The organism is Shewanella oncorhynchi, from assembly GCF_012584455.1.
Classification (GTDB): Bacteria; Pseudomonadota; Gammaproteobacteria; order Enterobacterales; family Shewanellaceae; genus Shewanella; species Shewanella oncorhynchi.
The window spans coordinates 392,991-411,013 of record NZ_JABAEB010000005.1; the positions used below are offsets into that span (position 1 = coordinate 392,991).

The following is an 18,023-nucleotide window of genomic DNA, read 5'->3' on the forward strand; positions in this document are numbered from 1 at the left end:
ACTCTGAGTCCTTGTTGAGGTTCAGCAATCTATCACAATTCTTTGCTAATTCCTCAGATAAAGCGGTTTTCTGTAGTTAAACAGGCCATCATTGAGCATATCGGATACGCCTAATGGGCCAGAACCACCGAGTCCCTTAATGATTAAGTTCAGGTAGACACCACTATCAAACTGCTCACGAGGATCAATTGTGGCAGAACCTATGTTGTCGTCATAGTTGGTTTTAATGCGGTAATGATAACTAAGTCTTACTGCGTAACAGCATGATTCGTACTGGATACCTGTGTAAGTTTCAATACTGCGGCTTTCGTTAAGGTCATAATACCAATTACCAACAAAGTAGAGGTCGTCACTGATTGGCCAAGCGCCACGAACGCCCGCTTGGGAGATGTTCACTGTATCATTGGTATTTGAGTTCAATAAATCTGGGACATAGCGATAGCTAAATTGCAGCAATTTATTCGCTTCAGGTCTGAAATCTAAGGTGACTTCGGATTTTTTATTGTCACTGGTGTTGGTATCGTACTGAATCGCAGCCCCCATATACCAATCATGGGACAAGCGGGTATCTAACTCTGCAGCAAGTACTGAAGTTGATTGATTAGACTCAAAAATACTGTCTTCGTAACCGACTTTACTGTCTTGCAGGTAAAAAATTTGTCCTAGGCTGAATTTAGTGGCTTCTTGGTTGTGACTATCAAACAGGCGTGTAGTAACACCTAGAGTGACTTGATTTGCATCGGAAATCCGATCCAGACCCGAGAAGCGACGATCACGGAATAGACCAAAGTAGTCGTCCTGTAATTGAGCCGTATCATAAATGCCTATGTTGCGTTGATCTTCGTAGCCGACATAAAGATATTGAAATTGTGGCTCGAGCGTTTGGCGGTAGTTTTGATCGAAAAGCTCAGTAAAACGTTCGAAGTTGATTTGACCATTAATTCGTACCTGCGGGATGGTGCGATTCACTGTGTCGTCTAGTTCTTCACTTGGATTGTTATTTTGCTGCCAATAATTGGTCTGCATCAGCTTAACTTGGCTGGTGAGCGAGCCTGAAGGTCCATGTATTGGCAGAGTTATGCTCGGTGACATGTGCAAACGAGTCGCCGTATTAACATTGTTGTCCTGATGGGCAAAATTCGTTAGCTCTGAATTAAAACCAAAATCTAAATTGTTCCAAAAATCAGCGGCACGATAGTTAAAGTTAACCTGAGGCATGACTTGATATGGTTTTTCATCCTCACCCAGTACTTTAATATCTTGTACTCGGGTGCTTAGATCCCAGTTACTTTCGAAGTAGCTGATTTCACCTATGCGTGATAACTGGTTATCGGTTGCACGGTTAACATCTGACTTTAAGTCATTGAAATAATTGTTATCTGATACATCGGTAAAATTCGCTAATACGCGCCAATTTTTGTCGATCGCCCCTTGATGCTGCCAGTTATATAAGTAGCGATTCGGGCTACCATCGATCAATTTGTCATTGCCTAGATATTCTAAATTGACTCGGCCATTTTGGGCCTCACCCGCCAGATAACCAAACTCTGTTTTAGTGAATAAACCACGGTTTGACATATAGCTAGGTGTAAATGTTAAATCGTACTCTGGGGCAATATTCCAATAATAGGGTGCGGAAATTTCGACACCATCAGTAGTGCTAGTGCTAAAGCTAGGGTAGAGAAAGCCAGATTTACGTTTGTCTGAAACGGGGACTGTCATGTAGGGAATATAGAATACAGGTACACCGCCAATTCTTAGTTTGGCATTCCAAATTTCGCCCCATTCTTCTTCACTGTTGATCTTGATCTTTTCGGCCTCAAGTAACCAAGATACATTGTCAGGAGGGCAAGTAGTGAAGTTGGTATTCGTTAAAATTAAATTGTTATTGATAGTAATTTGCAGTTTTTCGGCATCACCGTGAACTTGTTGGCCATGGATCCAATATTGTGCACCTTTAAGGGTGGCACGGTTTGTCCGCATTTGAGCTTGTAAGGATTCGGCTGTAACGGTGAAGTTACTGTCTTGAAAGACTAAATTACCATTGGCATCAAACTGTTCAGTAGCTTGATCTAAAATCGCCTCATCGGCTGCTATGTGCCTATCGCCTTGGCTAAAAACCACATCGCCACGGAAAATCGCCTGCTTCCCCATTTCGGCATTGGTGTTATCAGACGCAATACGAATTTTGTTGAGTTCAGCCGCACTCATCCCTTGGGTTTGAGATACGATACGGGGTACTGGCGGTTCGATTAAGCATTGGGATGCCGAAGCGGTTAGAGAGTCGTCTGCCAGGACTAATTGCGGTAACAGGCTCAGGGCCAGAAGGTATCGGATCTGCATCTTTAGGTCAGTAATTATGATTTCTTATTCTGGACAAGTATGGATGGGGAAAGTTGCAATTGACAAACGCAACATCGCTTAATAAATCTCTCAATTTCTTAGCTGTTTCCAAATTCTATGCCAGCTATAATAAAGCAATTTTTCTTTAAGAGCCATGAAATGACTTTATCCGATCCGAGATTTCTTTCCCTTAATCAGTGGCTGAATGCTTATTTTTCCTGTGAGCTGATGCCTGTGTTGATTTCCGGTGACGCAAGTTTTAGGCGTTACTTTCGGATTTCGATGCCTGATGCTACCTTTATCGCCGCCGATTCACCGCCTCAGTTAGTGCCTATCGCCCCCTTTATTGCCCTGTCGAATGCTTATTCTGCCGTGGGACTGACAGTTCCAAAAGTAATCCACGCCGATGCCGATTTGGGTTTTATGTTGATGAGTGATTTGGGTGATACCCAACTCTTATCTGTATTGACGGTACAAAATGTGGAACGGTTTTACCGTCAGGCGCTCGATTTATTACCGCAAGTGGCCGCAGTAATTGAGTGCAAGAATCTTGATAGCGGTTTAGTACAGGCATTACCTAACTACGATGAAGCTTTTGTGCGCCGTGAATTACACATTTTTACTGAGTGGCTGTTAGGAACACATCTTAATTTGTCTTTGGACGCGGCAGAGTTGCAGTTGCTGAATGATACTTTTGATCGCCTCGTCGGCAATGCGCTGTCTCAACCTAGTGTGGGAATGCATAGGGATTTCCATAGTCGTAATCTTATGCTGCAAGCGGACAAGCTGTGCGTGATTGATTTTCAGGATGCTGTCGTTGGTCCCGTGACTTACGATGCGGTATCACTACTACGCGATTGTTATATTCGTTGGCCACAGCCGTTAGTCGCAGACTTGATGCGGTATCATTATCAGCAAGCATTAGCGCTTAGTTTTATTCCCGCACAGACTCCTTTTGAGCAATATCAAACTTGGTTTGATCTCATGGGCTTACAGCGCCACATTAAGGCGGTGGGGATTTTTGCACGATTAAACTATCGCGATAGTAAACCTGCTTATATGGCGGATATTCCACTGACATTAACGTATATTGTCGACATCTCGCTGCAGTATCCCGAACTCGTGCCATTTGCACACTGGTTAACTCGTCGTGTGTTACCTGCGTTTAGTGTGAGTCAGTCTTCATCTGAGGTTAAGCAATGAAAGCCATGATCTTGGCCGCTGGACGAGGGGAAAGGTTACGGCCGTTAACGGATAGTTTGCCTAAACCTATGGTGCCAGTGTTAGGTAAGCCGCTGATTGTTTATCATATTGAAAAACTTGCCGCGATAGGCATAGTCGATATCGTCATCAACCATGCTTGGCTAGGGCATAAGTTAGTCGAAGCTCTGGGCGATGGCAGCACTTTTGGGGTGCGCATTCGGTATAGCGCCGAAGAGAGTGCGTTAGAAACCGGCGGCGGTATTAAACGCGCTTTGCCTTTATTGTGTGAGGACGGAAGCGACGAACCTTTTTTAGTGATTAATGGTGATGTTTTTATTGATGCATTACCGCCAATCACGCAACTGGCTGCGGATAGGCTCGCTCACTTATGGTTAGTGCCTAATCCTGAGCAGCATCCAAATGGCGATTTTGCTTTGAATGGTCATCAAGTTCAGGAGCGTGGCGATGTTAAGTACACGTTTTCGGGCATGGGCATTTATCACCCTGCGCTATTTCATGACACGCCGCAGGGCGCCTTTGCACTGGGTCCGTTGCTCCGATCGCAAATGGCTCAAGGCAGAGTTAGTGGTGCCTTGTTTAATGGATTTTGGTGTGATGTCGGTACCATTGAACGATTGCAAGCGCTTGAACTAAGGTTACAAAGTAACAAGTAAATTTCGGTGCTGGCATATCCATAGGATTAAGCTAGTGCATCAAATACATAATAGAAATCAGGAAATAAGATGCGGCTTTGGGGTAAGTTTTTTGGATTTGTCATTGGCTTTATGTTCGGCCGTATTTTTGGTGCGCTGCTAGGTTTGTGGCTCGGTCATCTTTACGATAAGCGTGCAGCATCGGGCGTGGGTTTTCGACAAGTTCTAGGGCAGGCTAAGAATCGCCAAGCCATTTTCTTTAATACCACATTTGCAGTAATGGGGCATGTGGCGAAAGCATCAGGACATGTTACTGAAACCGATATTCGCATTGCGACCTTATTAATGGATCAAATGCGTTTAACGGGGGAAGCCCGTAAAGAGGCGCAACAGGCATTTCGTGAGGGTAAATCGGCGGATTTTGATCTGCGCAGCAGCTTACAAGCTTTCCGTGTTATTACGATGGGACGCAAAGAGTTAGTGCAGATGTTCATCGAAATCCAGATCCAAACGGCACTGTCTGATGGTGAATTGGATCCCGCTGAGCACGCTATCTTGATGACGATTGCTCAAGAGTTAGGTTATGGTCGAGCGCAGTTAGATGAATTACTTAAACGCTGGCAGGCGGAGTTTCGTTTCCATCAAACATCGAGTGGCAATAAAACATCGATTACTGATGCTTACAGTTTACTTGGCATTACGAACGAAGCTAGCGACCAAGAAGTTAAACGGGCTTACCGTAAATTGATGAATGAACATCATCCCGATAAGTTAGTGGCGAAAGGGTTGCCACCGGAAATGATGGAGTTAGCTAATCGTAAGGCTCAGGATATTCAAGCAGCCTATGACAGAGTCAAGTCTGAGCGCTGTATGCGTTAGCCTTGATAAAATTGGTTTTTGTAAAAGATAAGGAATTCATTATGAAAAACACTTACCGTTTGTTGCTGTTGGCGAGTTTGTTACCTGTGGCTATGTCTACGCAGGCCGAGGTGTTTATCGCTCCTTTTGGTGGTTATAGTCTGGGGGGCGGTCAATTTGATGTGAATCAATATGAGGTCAACACAGATCAAACGGGTGATAAGGCCGATGTGAAAGTCGAGGAGTCGAGTCATTACGGTTTGATGGTGGGTATTGGTACGAATGATCCCGGTAATATTTATCTTTTATATAGTCATCAAGCCTCTGAACTGAAAAGTGGCGGCTTGTTTACGCCAGACTTTCTTACCTCGTTAGATTTAGATTATATCCATTTGGGTGGCACTTTATATTTTCCCCGTGGCGATATCCAGCCCTATGTCACCGCCAGCGCGGGGATCACCCGCATGCTGCCTAGCGGTTGGTCGAGCGAAACGCGTTTCTCCATGGGGATTGGTGGCGGGGTAGAGTATCAAGTGACGCCACACTTTGGCCTGTTTGCGGATATTCGGGGTTATGCGACGTTTATCAACAGTGACACTTCGCTGTTTTGCAATGAAGATGATTGCCTATGGCACATTACGTCAGATGTGATGTGGCAGGCTCAGGCTAACCTTGGGCTCAAAGTCAGTTTTTAGATCTAACGCATCGTCTTAAAAGGAGATTTAGTGGCATGAAAATAGTCGTACTTGATGGTGAAACCTTAAATCCTGGCGATCTCAGCTGGCAATCCTTAAATGAATTAGGCGAGTTTGCGTGTTTTTCCCGCACAAGTGGCGCTGATATTGTCGCGCGAGCCCAAGGTGCTGAAGTCATTCTTACCAATAAAACGCCCTTGAATGCAAAGACGTTAGCGCAACTTCCTAGTCTCAAATACATAGGCGTATTGGCCACGGGCACGAACGTTGTCGATATCGCGGCAGCTAAAGCGCAAGGTATAGTGGTCACTAATGTGCCCGCTTATGCGCCTGATGCCGTTGCGCAAATGGTGTTTGCCCATATTCTGCATCACACCCAAGCCGTGGCCGCCCATCATCAAGCTGTGGTCGATGGCCAGTGGGTGAACTGCCAAGATTTTTGTTTTACTTTAATGCCGTTGCAATCTTTAAAAGGCAAGACTTTAGGCTTAATAGGTTATGGCGATATCGGTCAGCAGGTGGGAACGCTCGCCCTCGCATTCGGGATGAAAGTTCTTGTCAATACTCGCTCAATCATCAAGGATTTACCCCAAGGCGTGATGTGGGCGCAACGTGATACAGTGCTTAGCGAATCAGATATTATTTCGCTCCATTGTCCGCTTACTCCAGAAACTGAGCAATTTATCAATCAGCAAACCCTCGCCTTGATGAAGCCTAATGCGCTGCTGATTAATACGGCGCGCGGTGGATTAATTGATGAAGCCGCGCTTGCAGCAGCGCTTTTGCAAAACCGCTTATTTGCAGGTGTTGATGTGTTATCGACTGAGCCGCCTACTGCAGATAATCCCTTACTGCATGCGCCTAATATCAGCATCAGCCCCCATAATGCGTGGGCGACGAAGGAAGCAAGACAAAGTCTACTCAATATCGCAGTGGCGAATTTGAACGGTTATTTGAAGGGGGAAGTGATTAACTGCGTGAACAAGTAAAGCAGTATGCGTCTTTCTCTCTTTTCATCATGTCGACGTTGAGAGAGAAAGACGTAAGTGGTTATTTATTATTGAGTTTTTCTTCTACGCATCCACCACACACCCAATAAGCCTGTGAGGGCTAATACGCCAAATACGACGGGCTTTTTCAGCTTGTGGTACAGGGCGTTCCATTCTGCCATTTCATTCGCCTGCGCTCGTTTTACTGCACCGTCAAAATCGGGCGCTTCACACTGCAAACCAAAGTTCTCGGCCCAAGGCACAAAGGGGCCGTTGGCGACGTATTTTTTGTAGTAACGCAGGGCAAGTTCTTGATCTCGATACAAGACCCAACCTGTGGCTTGGCAGAGTAGCGCTGCATAGGCTTGGCTGTTGTGGGGTACATGATCCGATGCCTTGTTGGCTAGTTCTGCTGCCGTGTAGCGATAATGGAAGCGTTTATCGGGGATTGCTTGGCTGGCGCTGATCCGCAGCTGTTCTTTCTCAGTCAGTTTGCTCGGTTCATTCCAATCACTTAGATCGAACACACCTTGGTAAATAGTGTAATCCGGGGCTAATTCAAACCCTAAGAGTTCCATGCCTTGGTGGCGGGCAAGTTCGGCAACAGCCCAATAGGCTTTCGCGCTATCAATGCCTTTTGTTTTTTTCGCTGCATTAAGCTCTGTGCCATAGGCAAGGGCGCTGGCATTCAGTTTAGGATTAGGGAAGTAAACCGGCGCTTCAGCTATCGCGCCTTCGCGTAATAGCCTGCGACCTAACAAGTAGCGCAAGCGGTTGTTAATTGGCTCAATATTATCGTACCAGTCGCTGTCTTTAGGGTATTCAAAGGCGATAAATGGCACATGTTCGTCGATAAATAACTTAAGTTCAGCCGTGGTGAGCACGCGCTCCGCCACATAGGCGATGTCTTGCCAGTACTCATCACCGCTGGCGAGTAAGTAATTGAGCGCATTGACATATTCGCCACGCTCTAGTGACAACACCCCTTGCTCGGCACGAATACGGCAGTAAGTGGCTGTATCTTCATCGGCATTAATGGCTTGTTGCTGAGTTTCTTTAGCGTCAACTGTGGCCGAGATCTTATTGAGCTGCTCAGGGAAGTGACGCGCTGCCTGAGCATAGGCCTTGGCCGCTTCTGCTTGATCGCCCTTTTGTAGCATTAATTTTGCGTTGAGCCACCAAGTGAGGCCGCTCGGTTTCGCTAGCGTTAATAGGCGCTCAGCACTGGCATAATCCCCTAACTGGTAATAAATCGCCGCTAATTTATCGCCATGGTTGAGCTGTAAGCCATCGGTTGGAAATACTTTAAGGAGCTCTGCAACCTTTAATCCCATTTCTGAAAGCTGGCCATTGTAGGCGAATTCATTAGTGCTGCTTTGCCAATAGGCAATCAATAACTGCTGCACGCTCGCCTGTTGCAGTAGCTGCTTAAGTTCAGCAATCTCTTTACCCATCAAAGTGCGGCTTAACATCAATAAGGAATCATAACCGCCGCTATCGCCCTGTACCGATTGGGTGGCATAGAGCTCAATAGCTTTATTCAGTGCATCAGGGGTGAGAGCCATTTGCAGCTCTGACTCAGTTTCACCTGTAGCTTGATTGGTCAATTGCAGGAGCGGCTGGCCTTGGTGTAGCAGGATATAGGCTTGTTCACCTAAGCTCGCTAAACTCAAACGCAGGGGATCGGCTGCGCCTTGTGCGACTTCGGTTTGTAATTGTGTCAGGTAAGCATTAGCACGATTAAAATGTTCAGGATCAGCCGAAGTCTTGCTTAAGATAAGCTCAATACGCGACAGCGAATAGAGTGCCCACAGGCTACGAGATGCGCGTTCACTTTGTGGTAATTTAATGATTTTGCTGAAATAGTTACTCGCCCTCTCATAATCTTTTGCTTCAAACGCTACGGCACCTAAGGTGTACCAAGTTAGCGCTTGTGGTAGATCTTTGTCTAACTTAGCGGCCATTTGTTCGGCTTCAATGGGGCCCGTTGCATCCCGCAAAGTGTTCACTAAGGCCAAATGGGCGTCACTTAACTCGCTGTTTTCAAAGGCGCGAGTTTGTGAAAGATAACGGCTATGCACTTCATCCCAGAGATATTCTTGTGCAGCGGGTGCATCTTGATACTGCCAAGGCAAAGGTTTTGCGAGGGCGGTGAGCTGCTGGCTGAAAGAGGTTTGCGGTAAATAACTGAGATTGCTCTGCCTATCCTGAGTGAGTTGCAAAGGAAAATCGGGGCCGCAGGCCAATAGCATAGGGGAAAATAAGCTTAAACAAATGAGCGTGGTCTTTTTAAGCATAAAAGCCCGATTGGGTGTTGCCATGGTAAACGATAGTTTTGGCTTATGGCGCATAAATTCCCTGTAAATATAATGACTCACAACGTGCCCAGCCTATCACTTTTTGGCCGCCAGGGTTGAGCATGTGTGTTTGAATGTCTCTGTTTGATTGCGGCATAGGCATGATTGCAGTGCGTGAAACTGTTTTAGTTGGTGTCAACGCTGCTGTATTCTCAGCTCGCCATTGCCACGTTAACAGCCCATCTTTTTGTATTACGCTATAGCCATTTTGCGCATCATACCCGCTGCAAGCTTGTCCCGCTAGCGACAAAATAGGAGGAACTTCACCTGCAATATTACCGTGATTCATTAAGCTCAGTTGGAATAGCTGTGGCTTGTGGATTTCCAGATTTTTTGGCTTATTTTCAGCGGCGAATGTCGTTTGGGTTGTGGCCTTGTTATCGCTTGAGATCACTAATTCAATCTTGGCGGCAAGTTCACCTTGCTGTGCAACGGCGATTAAGGTGTTGAGTGGCCAAACCCTTTTATCCCCTTCCAGCGGCAGCCGAAACCAGATAATGCCTTTGAGCTTGGTATCCGTGTGGCTTTGCAGTTTTTGCACAAAAGTCTGCAATACTTGCGGATCGGCCATCAGTTCCTGTACTGCATTGGCTGATTTTAGTTGATCGCGCAGCGGTGTTTCACTTTCAACTTTATAACCTGAAACTGTACTGATGACCGCCGAACCATAGGCGGGGAGCGCAATAAGGTAAGGCACAGTGCTGATATTTGAGAGTTGCTGCACCCACTGCCAACCTTGAGTCGCATCGAATAGTCCGAGGCGTGGATCGCTTACGCTGTGAATTTGTAGCACCAGTTCATCAATACTGGTGAGTAACACGGGAAAATCGGCGCTACTGAGCCAAGCGGGCAGTGCAGTAATGCTGAGTTTGAGTTCTGCGGGTAACTGCGCTTTAAGCTTTTTAAGAAAATCCCGATAGGCTGGCAGTTTACTGTTGGCACTGTCGTGGTCGATTTCCACCCCAGCGATTTTAGTGCCTTTAGCCTGCCAGCTGTTAAGTACTTGGCTGATTTTACTGATGATCTCAGCATCATTGAGTCGAGTAAGTTGGCCATCTAAGCGAACCACAGCGATTTTGGGTCTAGGATCGGCCTGTAGCCAAGTGTGGTTAACGGCGACCTCAAACCAAATATCGGCACCATTGGGTTTGGGGTGTGCCTGCAGGGCTAAAATGCGTAATCCTTGGAATGCGTCTTGGCTTTGCACTAAGGCCGTTTGGTTGGCGGGGCGCCATTGGCGCTGCCAGATATAGACTTGCTGCGAAAGTGGCGCTCGAAGCGTTGTTGCTTCTGCAGCGGCTTTTGCTGCGACACTGGTATTTGGGCTAGCCGTGATTTCACTGGGGTTTGATGCTGGCTGGCAGGCGCTCATGAAGAGGGCTGTGCTCAACAAAGCGCCTAACAGCCATTGATTTCGGCTCATGTTTTTAACCAGATTGCCTATGCCCATACTACTGTTATCGATTCCGTTTTGAGTGAGGCATTACTATGCCCGAAAAATGCGACTTATACATCGCGGTCAAACTTCTGATAATGCCCACTAGCTTGGTTTTCCTTTTGGTGCCTTGTTAATCAATATCAGAACTCAGATCTCAAAAATCAGGATCGACTTGAAAGCGCATCTGTTCACGGGTGACGGGATGTTGAAGCATCAATAAATCGGCATGCAGATGCAGGCGATTGGCGCGAGTACCATAAAGATCATCACCCACAATGGGCGTATTTAGCCCTTCTGAGTGGGCGCAGTGAACTCTGAGTTGATGGGTTCGGCCCGTTTTTGGGGATAGATATACGCGGGCTGTACGTGCCATTTCATCGATATGGCTTAATTCCCAATAGGTTTGGGCCGCTTTGCCAAATTCATGGCAAACGAGTTGCCTCGGTCTATCGTCTAAATCGCCACGCAGGGGTAAAGAGATTTGTCCCGCTGCCTGTTTATCTGCCATTGCTGTAGGGATCCCTGCTAAAAGTGCCACATAACGTTTAGTCACTGTGCGCTGGATAAACTGTTTTTGCAGTTGTTTATGGGCGTCTTTTGTCAATGCGATCACCATTAATCCCGAGGTCGACATATCGAGCCTGTGGACGATAAGTGGCCCAGTGGCATTGGGAAACATTTGCCGCATGCGCGAATACACTGAGTCTTCAATCTCTTTGCCGGGCACTGATAAAAACTCGGCGGGTTTGTTCACAATCGCCATCGCCTCGTCTTGGTAGAGGATGCTTAAGGTTTTGCCTTCGGCGGGGTTCGTCAGCAGCGGATTATCATCGACAACAAGCCCTTCGAGCATATGCCCCAAGATAGGTTGGCATTTACGCAGACAGGCGGGATAAAACTGTTTGTGTTGGCGAATTTCCGATTTTGGCGGCGCCCCCCACCAAAATTCGGCAATCGCCAATGGTTTAAGACCGTGTTTAAAGGCGTAATGTAGCAACTTAGGGGCGGCACATTCCCCTGAGCCTGCGGGCGGTGTTAACTCAACCGTCCCGTTAAATATGCCGTTAAGGCTTTTTTCTGCACCGCGAATATTCAAAAAACGATACTGCTCAAACAGCTTTTGCTGCAGCGCCGCCGAGAGCTGTTTACGCTGTTGTCGTAACGCATCGCGCTCATCTGTCAGTTGGCTTAACGCTTGGCTGATGGCATGGATACGTTCATCCCAATAGCGTTTAATATCTCTTAACTGATTCTTTTCGTTAATGCTTTCTTGGCTGAGTTTAGCTTCGATTGCATTATTTTCACGTAAAGTCTCATCAGTTGGATTGGTAGTCCATTGCACTGCGAGTTGATTGCGCTGCGTCTTGCGGGATTGACGGCCGTCAATCATCACTTGCCTGTGGGCGGCAAGCTTGGCTTGTGCTTGGGCTTGCTCAGCGTTGAGTTCGCTCGATAGCCGAGGAATATCGGGGTGATTTTCTACTGCAAGTAGCTGCTCGTTAATTTGGTTGATTTGCAGATTTTCGGCGTGGAAAAAATTGTCCTTAGCCAGCATGTCAAACACAGGTGGAACGAAGCGTGGCCAATGGTTTTGCTCAGCTAACTTGCCCGAAAATGCCGACAAATAGCCCACTTTCCCCTGCGGGTCTTGCACTAAAAGCACACCAAACATTTTACCAATGGCACCCGTTAACTCCCCCGTGAGGCCAAAGTTATGTTGCCAATCGTTTTGAGTCTCTAGGTGGCGTTGTAATTCGTTGGCAGCGATCACGCACAGTGGGTGCGGTTCGTAATAGAAAGGAAAGGTAAAACGCTGCGGCAGGACATAGGCATCAATGGCTTGTGTGAAAGAGGTAAAGCAAGAAGGCTGAAGATGCATATTGGGGTCTACTGTTGGTTTTACTTATCAGGGTTAAGCCGCAACTTAAAGATGAGGGCTGGCAAGAAAGGGCGCTAGTTTACTCCGCCTATTGGAGACGGTCACTTTTTATTGGTGCGGCTCTGTGTTGAAAAAGGGAAATGGCATTAAAGCGCATTTCCCTTTGATGTGTAGCTTGTACTTAAAGCCAATTTTAAACGCTTAAACCCGCTTAAAAGATGACTTTCACTTTACTGGCGCTATCGAGTGCTTTGCTGATTGCGCTGTCGATATCGATATCACGGGCAAGCGCGACACCTAAACGGCGGCGACCATCAATATCGGGTTTGGCGAATAATCTAAGCTGAGTGTTGACCGCTTCTAATGCCGCACCAATCCCTTGATAGCGGATATTGCTTGAGGTGCCTTCGGCCAAAATCACCGCCGAGGCACTTGGACCATGCTGATGGATATTGGGAATAGGCAGGCCGAGAATAGCTCTAACATGCAGGGCAAATTCCGATAAATCTTGGCTGATGAGTGTGACTAGGCCTGTGTCGTGTGGCCTTGGTGAGACTTCAGAGAAATAGACTTCATGGCCCTTAACAAATAGCTCTACGCCAAATAATCCATAACCGCCAAGGGCTTCGACCACTTTACTGGCAATAGCTTGGGATTTTGCTAACACTTCATCGGACATGGCTTGTGGCTGCCATGACTCGCGATAATCGCCATCTTCTTGCCTGTGGCCAATAGGCGCACAAAAGTGTATGCCGTTGACTGCGCTGATGGTTAACAGGGTGATTTCATAATCGAAGGGAATAAAGCCTTCGACTATTACGCGACCGCCGCTGGCGCGTCCGCCTTCTTGGGCGTATTGCCACGCTTTATGGCTGAGGGCGATATCGCGAATAACGCTTTGGCCTTTGCCCGAGGAACTCATGACAGGCTTCACCACACAAGGCACGCCAATTTCACTAATTGCTTGATTAAATTCGGTTTCGGTATCACAGAAAAAATACGGAGAAGTCGGTAAACTTAAGGTTTCAGCGGCGAGACGACGAATACCTTCCCTGTCCATAGTGAGCTTTGTTGCCCGAGCAGTCGGGATAATATTTACCCCTTCGGCTTCCATGTCCACTAAGGTTTGGGTGGCGATGGCTTCAATCTCTGGGATCACTAAGTGCGGTTTTTCTAACTCGATAACCGCACGCAGGGCGTTGGCATCGAGCATATTGATCACATGGGAGCGATGCGCGACTTGCATGGCGGGGGCGTTGGCGTAACGGTCAACGCCAATCACTTCAACGCCTAAGCGTTGCAGTTCAATGGCGACTTCTTTGCCAAGTTCACCGCAGCCGAGCAACATGGCGCGTCGTGCGCCCTCAGTGTAGGGAGTGCCTATCATGTGTGGGTACCTTTGAGATTGTAGGGATGATGAGTTTTATGCTTGCGTTCTATGCCGCAATGATGTGGCTAGTTTAGCCTGAACAGGCTTTAGGATCATGGAGTAAATCGACAAGTGTGTCCCGGATCACTGGGGGCAAAAACGAAACAGCATATCTTTGGTTAATATTGGGGCTGAGGTTGAGAGTAAACCCAAATGTTAATGTCATGTTGGTGGCATGTTTGGAGACCATCCACTAATCTTTGGGATGGAATACATATTATTAATACAAGGAGATGCAGATGTTCTTAGATTACTTTGCGTTAGGTATTTTGTTTTTTGTCATCATTATTATGTTTTATGGTGTCATTGCCATTCATGATATCCCCTATGAAATAGCCAAAAAACGTAATCATCCCCAGCAAGATGCATTGCATATCGCCGGGTGGGTGAGTTTATTCACCCTACATGCAATTTGGCCATTTTTATGGATCTGGGCGACTTTATACCGTGAAGATCGCGGTTGGGGGTTCAATACTGTCATGAAGCGAGAATTAGTTTTAGAGGAGGATGTGAATTCATTGCGCGAGACGGTCAGAGGGCTTCAGACTCGGCTTGAACAGTTAGAGCAAATAACTCCCATGAATATAGCGCCTGCTGTGGATGCGATAAAAACAGATAAAGTTGAGGTATAACATGGATTTATTACTCATACTCACCTATGCGGCCGTGTGTATTGCTATCTTTAAAGTCTTTAAAATTCCGATGAATAAATGGACTGTTCCCACCGCAGTGCTGGGCGGGGTGTTCATTATTGGTACCTTATTGCTCGTGATGAATTACAACCATCCTTATTCTCGTTTTGCCCGTGAATATTTTGTCACTATCCCTATCACACCCGCAGTAAAAGGCTTAGTGACTTCGGTGGAAGTGCAGCCTAATATGCCTGTTAAACAAGGGGATGTGTTATTTCGTCTCGATCCTATTCCCTTCGAGGCCGTTGTTAAACGTAAACGCGCAGCTTTGATGGAAGCAGAGCTCCAAGTGCCACAACTCGCCGCGGCGTGGGAGTCTGCTAAGGCTAATGTAGAGCGCGCTAGGGCCGATAAAGACCGTAATAAATCTGCCTTCGAGCGTTATGAGTTAGGCCGCAAGAAAGGGGGCGCGAATTCGCCTTTTACTGAACTGGAACTCGATAATAGGCGTCAATTGTACTTAGCCTCAGAGGCACAACTGACCGTCGCGAATGCTGAAGAACTGCGTGTCAAGCTGGCCTATGAATCTAATATTGATGGTGTCAATACTAAAGTGGCTGGCTTGCAAGCTGATTTAGCCAGTGCACTCTACGATTTAGAACAGACAGTCGTGCGGGCACCTGCTGATGGTGTGGTGACGCAAATGGCACTTCGTGCGGGAGCGATGGCAGTGCCTTTACCATTACGCCCAGTAATGAGCTTTATTCCCGACGAGCAGCGCTACTTTGCGGGGGCATTCTGGCAAAACTCGTTAATGCGTTTGCAGGAAGGTGATGAAGCTGAAGTGATATTGGATGCCGCTCCAGGACAAATCTTTAAGGGGAAAGTGGCGAAAATATTACCCGCTATGGCTGAAGGTGAAGTTCAAATGGGCGGCGCGCTGCAGTCATCGGCTCGTTTATTTCAAAATGGTCGCGTGATTGTGCTGATTGATATCGAAGATGATGCTATCCGTAAGCAATTTCCTGCGGGTGTTTCTGGGCAGGTTGCAATTTATACTGAACATTTCCATCATGTCGCTGTGATGCGTAAAGTATTGCTGAGGATGCAAGGTTGGCTGAATTACTTGTTTTTTGATGGACATTAACCCTTAATCGGTTAACTTTTGTCTGTTGTATCAAGTCCAGTTCGCTGGACTTTTTTGTGACCCATTTTGGGTGAATAAAAAGGAATTTGAAAGCATGCAAGATATTCACGATTTAACCTCAGTGCTGCGCTCCAATACGCCAATTGTAGTGATTGAAACCTATGAAGAATATCGCGTGGTTGAGCTGCTTAAGCGGGTCGCAAGTGTGCTCTATCAACCTGTGTTTACATGGAGCATCACCCAAGGCCTAGCACGGGTCGATAAGCCCTTGGCGGCGCAAAAGTTTAATAGTGAGCCAACCGATCTACTCGGGCAAATTAAATCAACCTCACAGCAGGGGATTTATGTGTTGTGCGACTTCCATCCCTTTGTGATTGATGCACCTAAGAATGTCCGTTTGCTTAAAGAAATCGCCCTTGAGTACGAGACGCTGCAACACACATTAGTGCTGGTGAGCCATGCCTTTGAAATCCCGCCTGAAATCAAACGTTATTGCGCTTATTTTCACTTAACTTTGCCAAGTACAGTGCAATTGCAAAATCTGATTTATCTTGAAGTTGATAAAATTCGTCACCAAGGTACGCCGCTACAGGTCGATGATGCGGCTGTGGTCAAATTAGCCGATAATCTGCGGGGCGTGACTTTAGACGATGCCCGTCGTCTTGTACGCAAAGCCATAGTCAATGACGGTGCTATTACCTTGTCTGATATTGATGCTATCAATAAAGCTAAGTTTCAGTTACTCGACTTAAATGGTGTGCTGCAATTTGAATACGACACCAGTGATTTTTCACAGGTTGCCGGACTACATAATCTAAAAAAATGGCTCAAGCAGCGCTCGCCCATAGTGGCTGTCAGCGCCATTGACCAAGGCGGCCAGCCGACTCCAGTTCAGCACGTCAAAGCGCTCGATGCGCCCAAGGGGATTTTATTGTTGGGCGTTCAGGGCAGTGGTAAGAGCCTCGCGGCTAAGGCAGTTGCGGGCGTTTGGCAACGACCTTTGCTCAGGCTCGATATGGCAGCCTTATATAACAAATACATAGGTGAAACCGAGAAGAATCTGCGTAATGCACTGGATCTCGCCGACATGATGTCGCCCTGTGTGCTTTGGATAGATGAAATTGAAAAAGGCTTAAGCGGGAGTAGCAGCGATGAGGGCACCTCGACGCGGATCCTCGGCACCTTACTCACTTGGATGGCGGAGCGTAAATCTGAAGTGTTTGTGGTGGCTACCGCTAATGATATTCAAGTTCTGCCGCCAGAGTTGATGCGAAAGGGCAGGATGGATGAAATCTTTTTTGTCGATTTACCCGACGAAGCTATACGCAAAGCCATCTTCTTAATCCACTGTAAGCGCCGTGGAATCGATGTGGCGAGCTTAGATCTCGCCCAGTTATCGGCGCGTAGCCAAGGATTTTCCGGCGCCGAAATCGAACAAGCCGTTATTGCTGCCATGTATACCGCAAGAAGTGTCGAGTGCAGTGTCGACCAAGTGCTATTACTTGAAGAACTTAGTAAGACACGGCCTTTATCTGTGGTCATGAGCGATAAAATCAATGCGCTACGACAATGGGCAGCAGGCCGAACCGTGAATGCCCATGAGTAAGATTTTTGCTTAGTACCATGAGTGCTAACTAGCATTTTTAAACGCTATATTGGCTTAGTTATTTTCGAGATTCCCAAGGTACTGTTATGAATGATGAGTCGTTTTACTGGGTATTAGTGATACAAGGATAAGAGATTGAAAAGTATATATGAACTGATTGATATCGAAGACTCTGGCATAAAAGTAGTCAATGAAATGGTTGCTGGTGCTGAGCATTGTGTAGAGATACTGCCGCCTTCAAAGGATCGGGTTGAAGTACTTGAATCACTTCAGGTATCGACTCGTTCGGTATTAGGGGCAATTGCCTACGAAACCGGTGGGATTTTGATCGACAATGGATGGATTCGTTTTTTCGGCTCTGGACATGAAAGATTGTCTAGAAACCTTACTGATTGGAATAGAAGTGCACATTATCTTTTAGTGGCGAATGACGTAGTTGGTGGATTTTTTGCTATCAACGGCGGCGGTTTAGGTGCAGATGTTGGGAATATATACTATTGGTCGCCAGACTCAATTCATTGGGAAGGATTAGAAATCGGATTCACAGATTTTTTTCAATGGTCAGCTACAAAGAGAATCAATGAGTTTTATGCGAGTTTAGGTAAAGAGCGCTTTCAAAAAACCTATTCACAGATAGCTACAGATAAATGCCTGAGCTTTTATCCATTTTTATGGGCGAAAGAAGGTTCTATTGAAATAAGCAGCGTGAAAGTGGTGTCAGTTGATGAAATGTATAGGCTGAAATTGGAATTATTAACCTCGGTTAGTTAATTCGTTTACCTGTTGATTTTATG

At 46.6% G+C, this 18,023-nt stretch carries 14 protein-coding genes; 9 read left to right on the forward strand and 5 right to left on the reverse strand.

Annotated elements, in window-relative coordinates; all coding sequences use genetic code 11:
* Positions 1-45: 45 nt before the first annotated feature.
* On the reverse strand, positions 46-2,343 hold the full coding sequence (lptD, locus tag HGO26_RS10445) for an LPS assembly protein LptD (protein ID WP_168825016.1): 2,298 nt from the start codon (positions 2,341-2,343) through the stop codon (positions 46-48).
* 159 nt (positions 2,344-2,502) lie between these two features.
* Between lptD and HGO26_RS10450 the strand changes: the two genes are divergently transcribed.
* The 5 genes from HGO26_RS10450 to HGO26_RS10470 all read left to right on the forward strand — a co-directional run bounded on the left by HGO26_RS10450 (position 2,503) and on the right by HGO26_RS10470 (position 6,741).
* A complete protein-coding gene (locus HGO26_RS10450) occupies positions 2,503-3,546 on the forward strand; it encodes an aminoglycoside phosphotransferase family protein (protein WP_211085877.1) in 1,044 nt (347 codons plus the stop codon).
* Positions 3,543-4,220 carry an N-acetylmuramate alpha-1-phosphate uridylyltransferase MurU gene (murU, locus tag HGO26_RS10455; RefSeq protein ID WP_168825020.1) on the forward strand — a complete coding sequence of 226 codons (678 nt, stop codon included), beginning with the start codon at positions 3,543-3,545 and terminating at the stop codon, positions 4,218-4,220. The genes HGO26_RS10450 and murU overlap by 4 nt, the downstream gene beginning before the upstream one ends.
* Before the next feature lie 69 nt (positions 4,221-4,289).
* Positions 4,290-5,078 carry a co-chaperone DjlA gene (gene djlA / locus HGO26_RS10460; RefSeq protein ID WP_168825022.1) on the forward strand — a complete coding sequence of 263 codons (789 nt, stop codon included), beginning with the start codon at positions 4,290-4,292 and terminating at the stop codon, positions 5,076-5,078.
* A 41-nt stretch (positions 5,079-5,119) separates the two neighbouring features.
* Positions 5,120-5,752 (forward strand): outer membrane beta-barrel protein, encoded by a 633-nt coding sequence (locus HGO26_RS10465; RefSeq protein WP_168825024.1) that lies wholly within the window; start codon positions 5,120-5,122, stop codon positions 5,750-5,752.
* 35 nt (positions 5,753-5,787) lie between these two features.
* Complete coding sequence (locus tag HGO26_RS10470) at positions 5,788-6,741, forward strand: D-2-hydroxyacid dehydrogenase (protein ID WP_168825026.1); 954 nt, start codon at positions 5,788-5,790, stop codon at positions 6,739-6,741.
* A 68-nt stretch (positions 6,742-6,809) separates the two neighbouring features.
* Here the strand turns inward: HGO26_RS10470 and HGO26_RS10475 are convergent, their stop codons facing one another.
* The 4 genes from HGO26_RS10475 to purT all read right to left on the reverse strand — a co-directional run bounded on the left by HGO26_RS10475 (position 6,810) and on the right by purT (position 13,802).
* Positions 6,810-9,092: a hypothetical protein gene (locus tag HGO26_RS10475; protein ID WP_168825028.1), complete on the reverse strand. Its 2,283-nt coding sequence runs from the start codon at positions 9,090-9,092 to the stop codon at positions 6,810-6,812.
* Positions 9,082-10,548, reverse strand: coding sequence for a DUF3142 domain-containing protein (locus tag HGO26_RS10480; RefSeq protein WP_168825030.1), 1,467 nt, complete (start codon positions 10,546-10,548; stop codon positions 9,082-9,084). Before HGO26_RS10480 ends, HGO26_RS10475 begins: the two co-directional genes overlap by 11 nt.
* 142 nt (positions 10,549-10,690) lie before the next feature.
* Positions 10,691-12,415, reverse strand: a complete 1,725-nt coding sequence (locus HGO26_RS10485; RefSeq protein WP_168825032.1) for an RluA family pseudouridine synthase — start codon at positions 12,413-12,415, stop codon at positions 10,691-10,693.
* A gap of 211 nt (positions 12,416-12,626) precedes the next feature.
* Positions 12,627-13,802 (reverse strand): formate-dependent phosphoribosylglycinamide formyltransferase, encoded by a 1,176-nt coding sequence (gene purT, locus HGO26_RS10490; protein WP_168825034.1) that lies wholly within the window; start codon positions 13,800-13,802, stop codon positions 12,627-12,629.
* Positions 13,803-14,083: 281 nt separating this feature from the next.
* Here purT and HGO26_RS10495 point away from each other — a divergent pair, with 281 nt between their 5' ends.
* From HGO26_RS10495 to HGO26_RS10510, 4 genes are all read left to right on the forward strand, one after another.
* Positions 14,084-14,476 (forward strand): DUF3302 domain-containing protein, encoded by a 393-nt coding sequence (locus HGO26_RS10495; protein ID WP_028759246.1) that lies wholly within the window; start codon positions 14,084-14,086, stop codon positions 14,474-14,476.
* Position 14,477: 1 nt separating this feature from the next.
* Entirely contained in the window at positions 14,478-15,623 is a 1,146-nt protein-coding gene (locus HGO26_RS10500) for an HlyD family secretion protein (protein ID WP_168825036.1), read from the forward strand.
* Between the two features lie 94 nt (positions 15,624-15,717).
* Complete coding sequence (locus HGO26_RS10505) at positions 15,718-17,229, forward strand: AAA family ATPase (RefSeq protein ID WP_168825038.1); 1,512 nt, start codon at positions 15,718-15,720, stop codon at positions 17,227-17,229.
* A 135-nt stretch (positions 17,230-17,364) separates the two neighbouring features.
* On the forward strand, positions 17,365-18,000 hold the full coding sequence (locus HGO26_RS10510; RefSeq protein WP_113939910.1) for a DUF2625 family protein: 636 nt from the start codon (positions 17,365-17,367) through the stop codon (positions 17,998-18,000).
* Positions 18,001-18,023 lie beyond the last annotated feature (23 nt).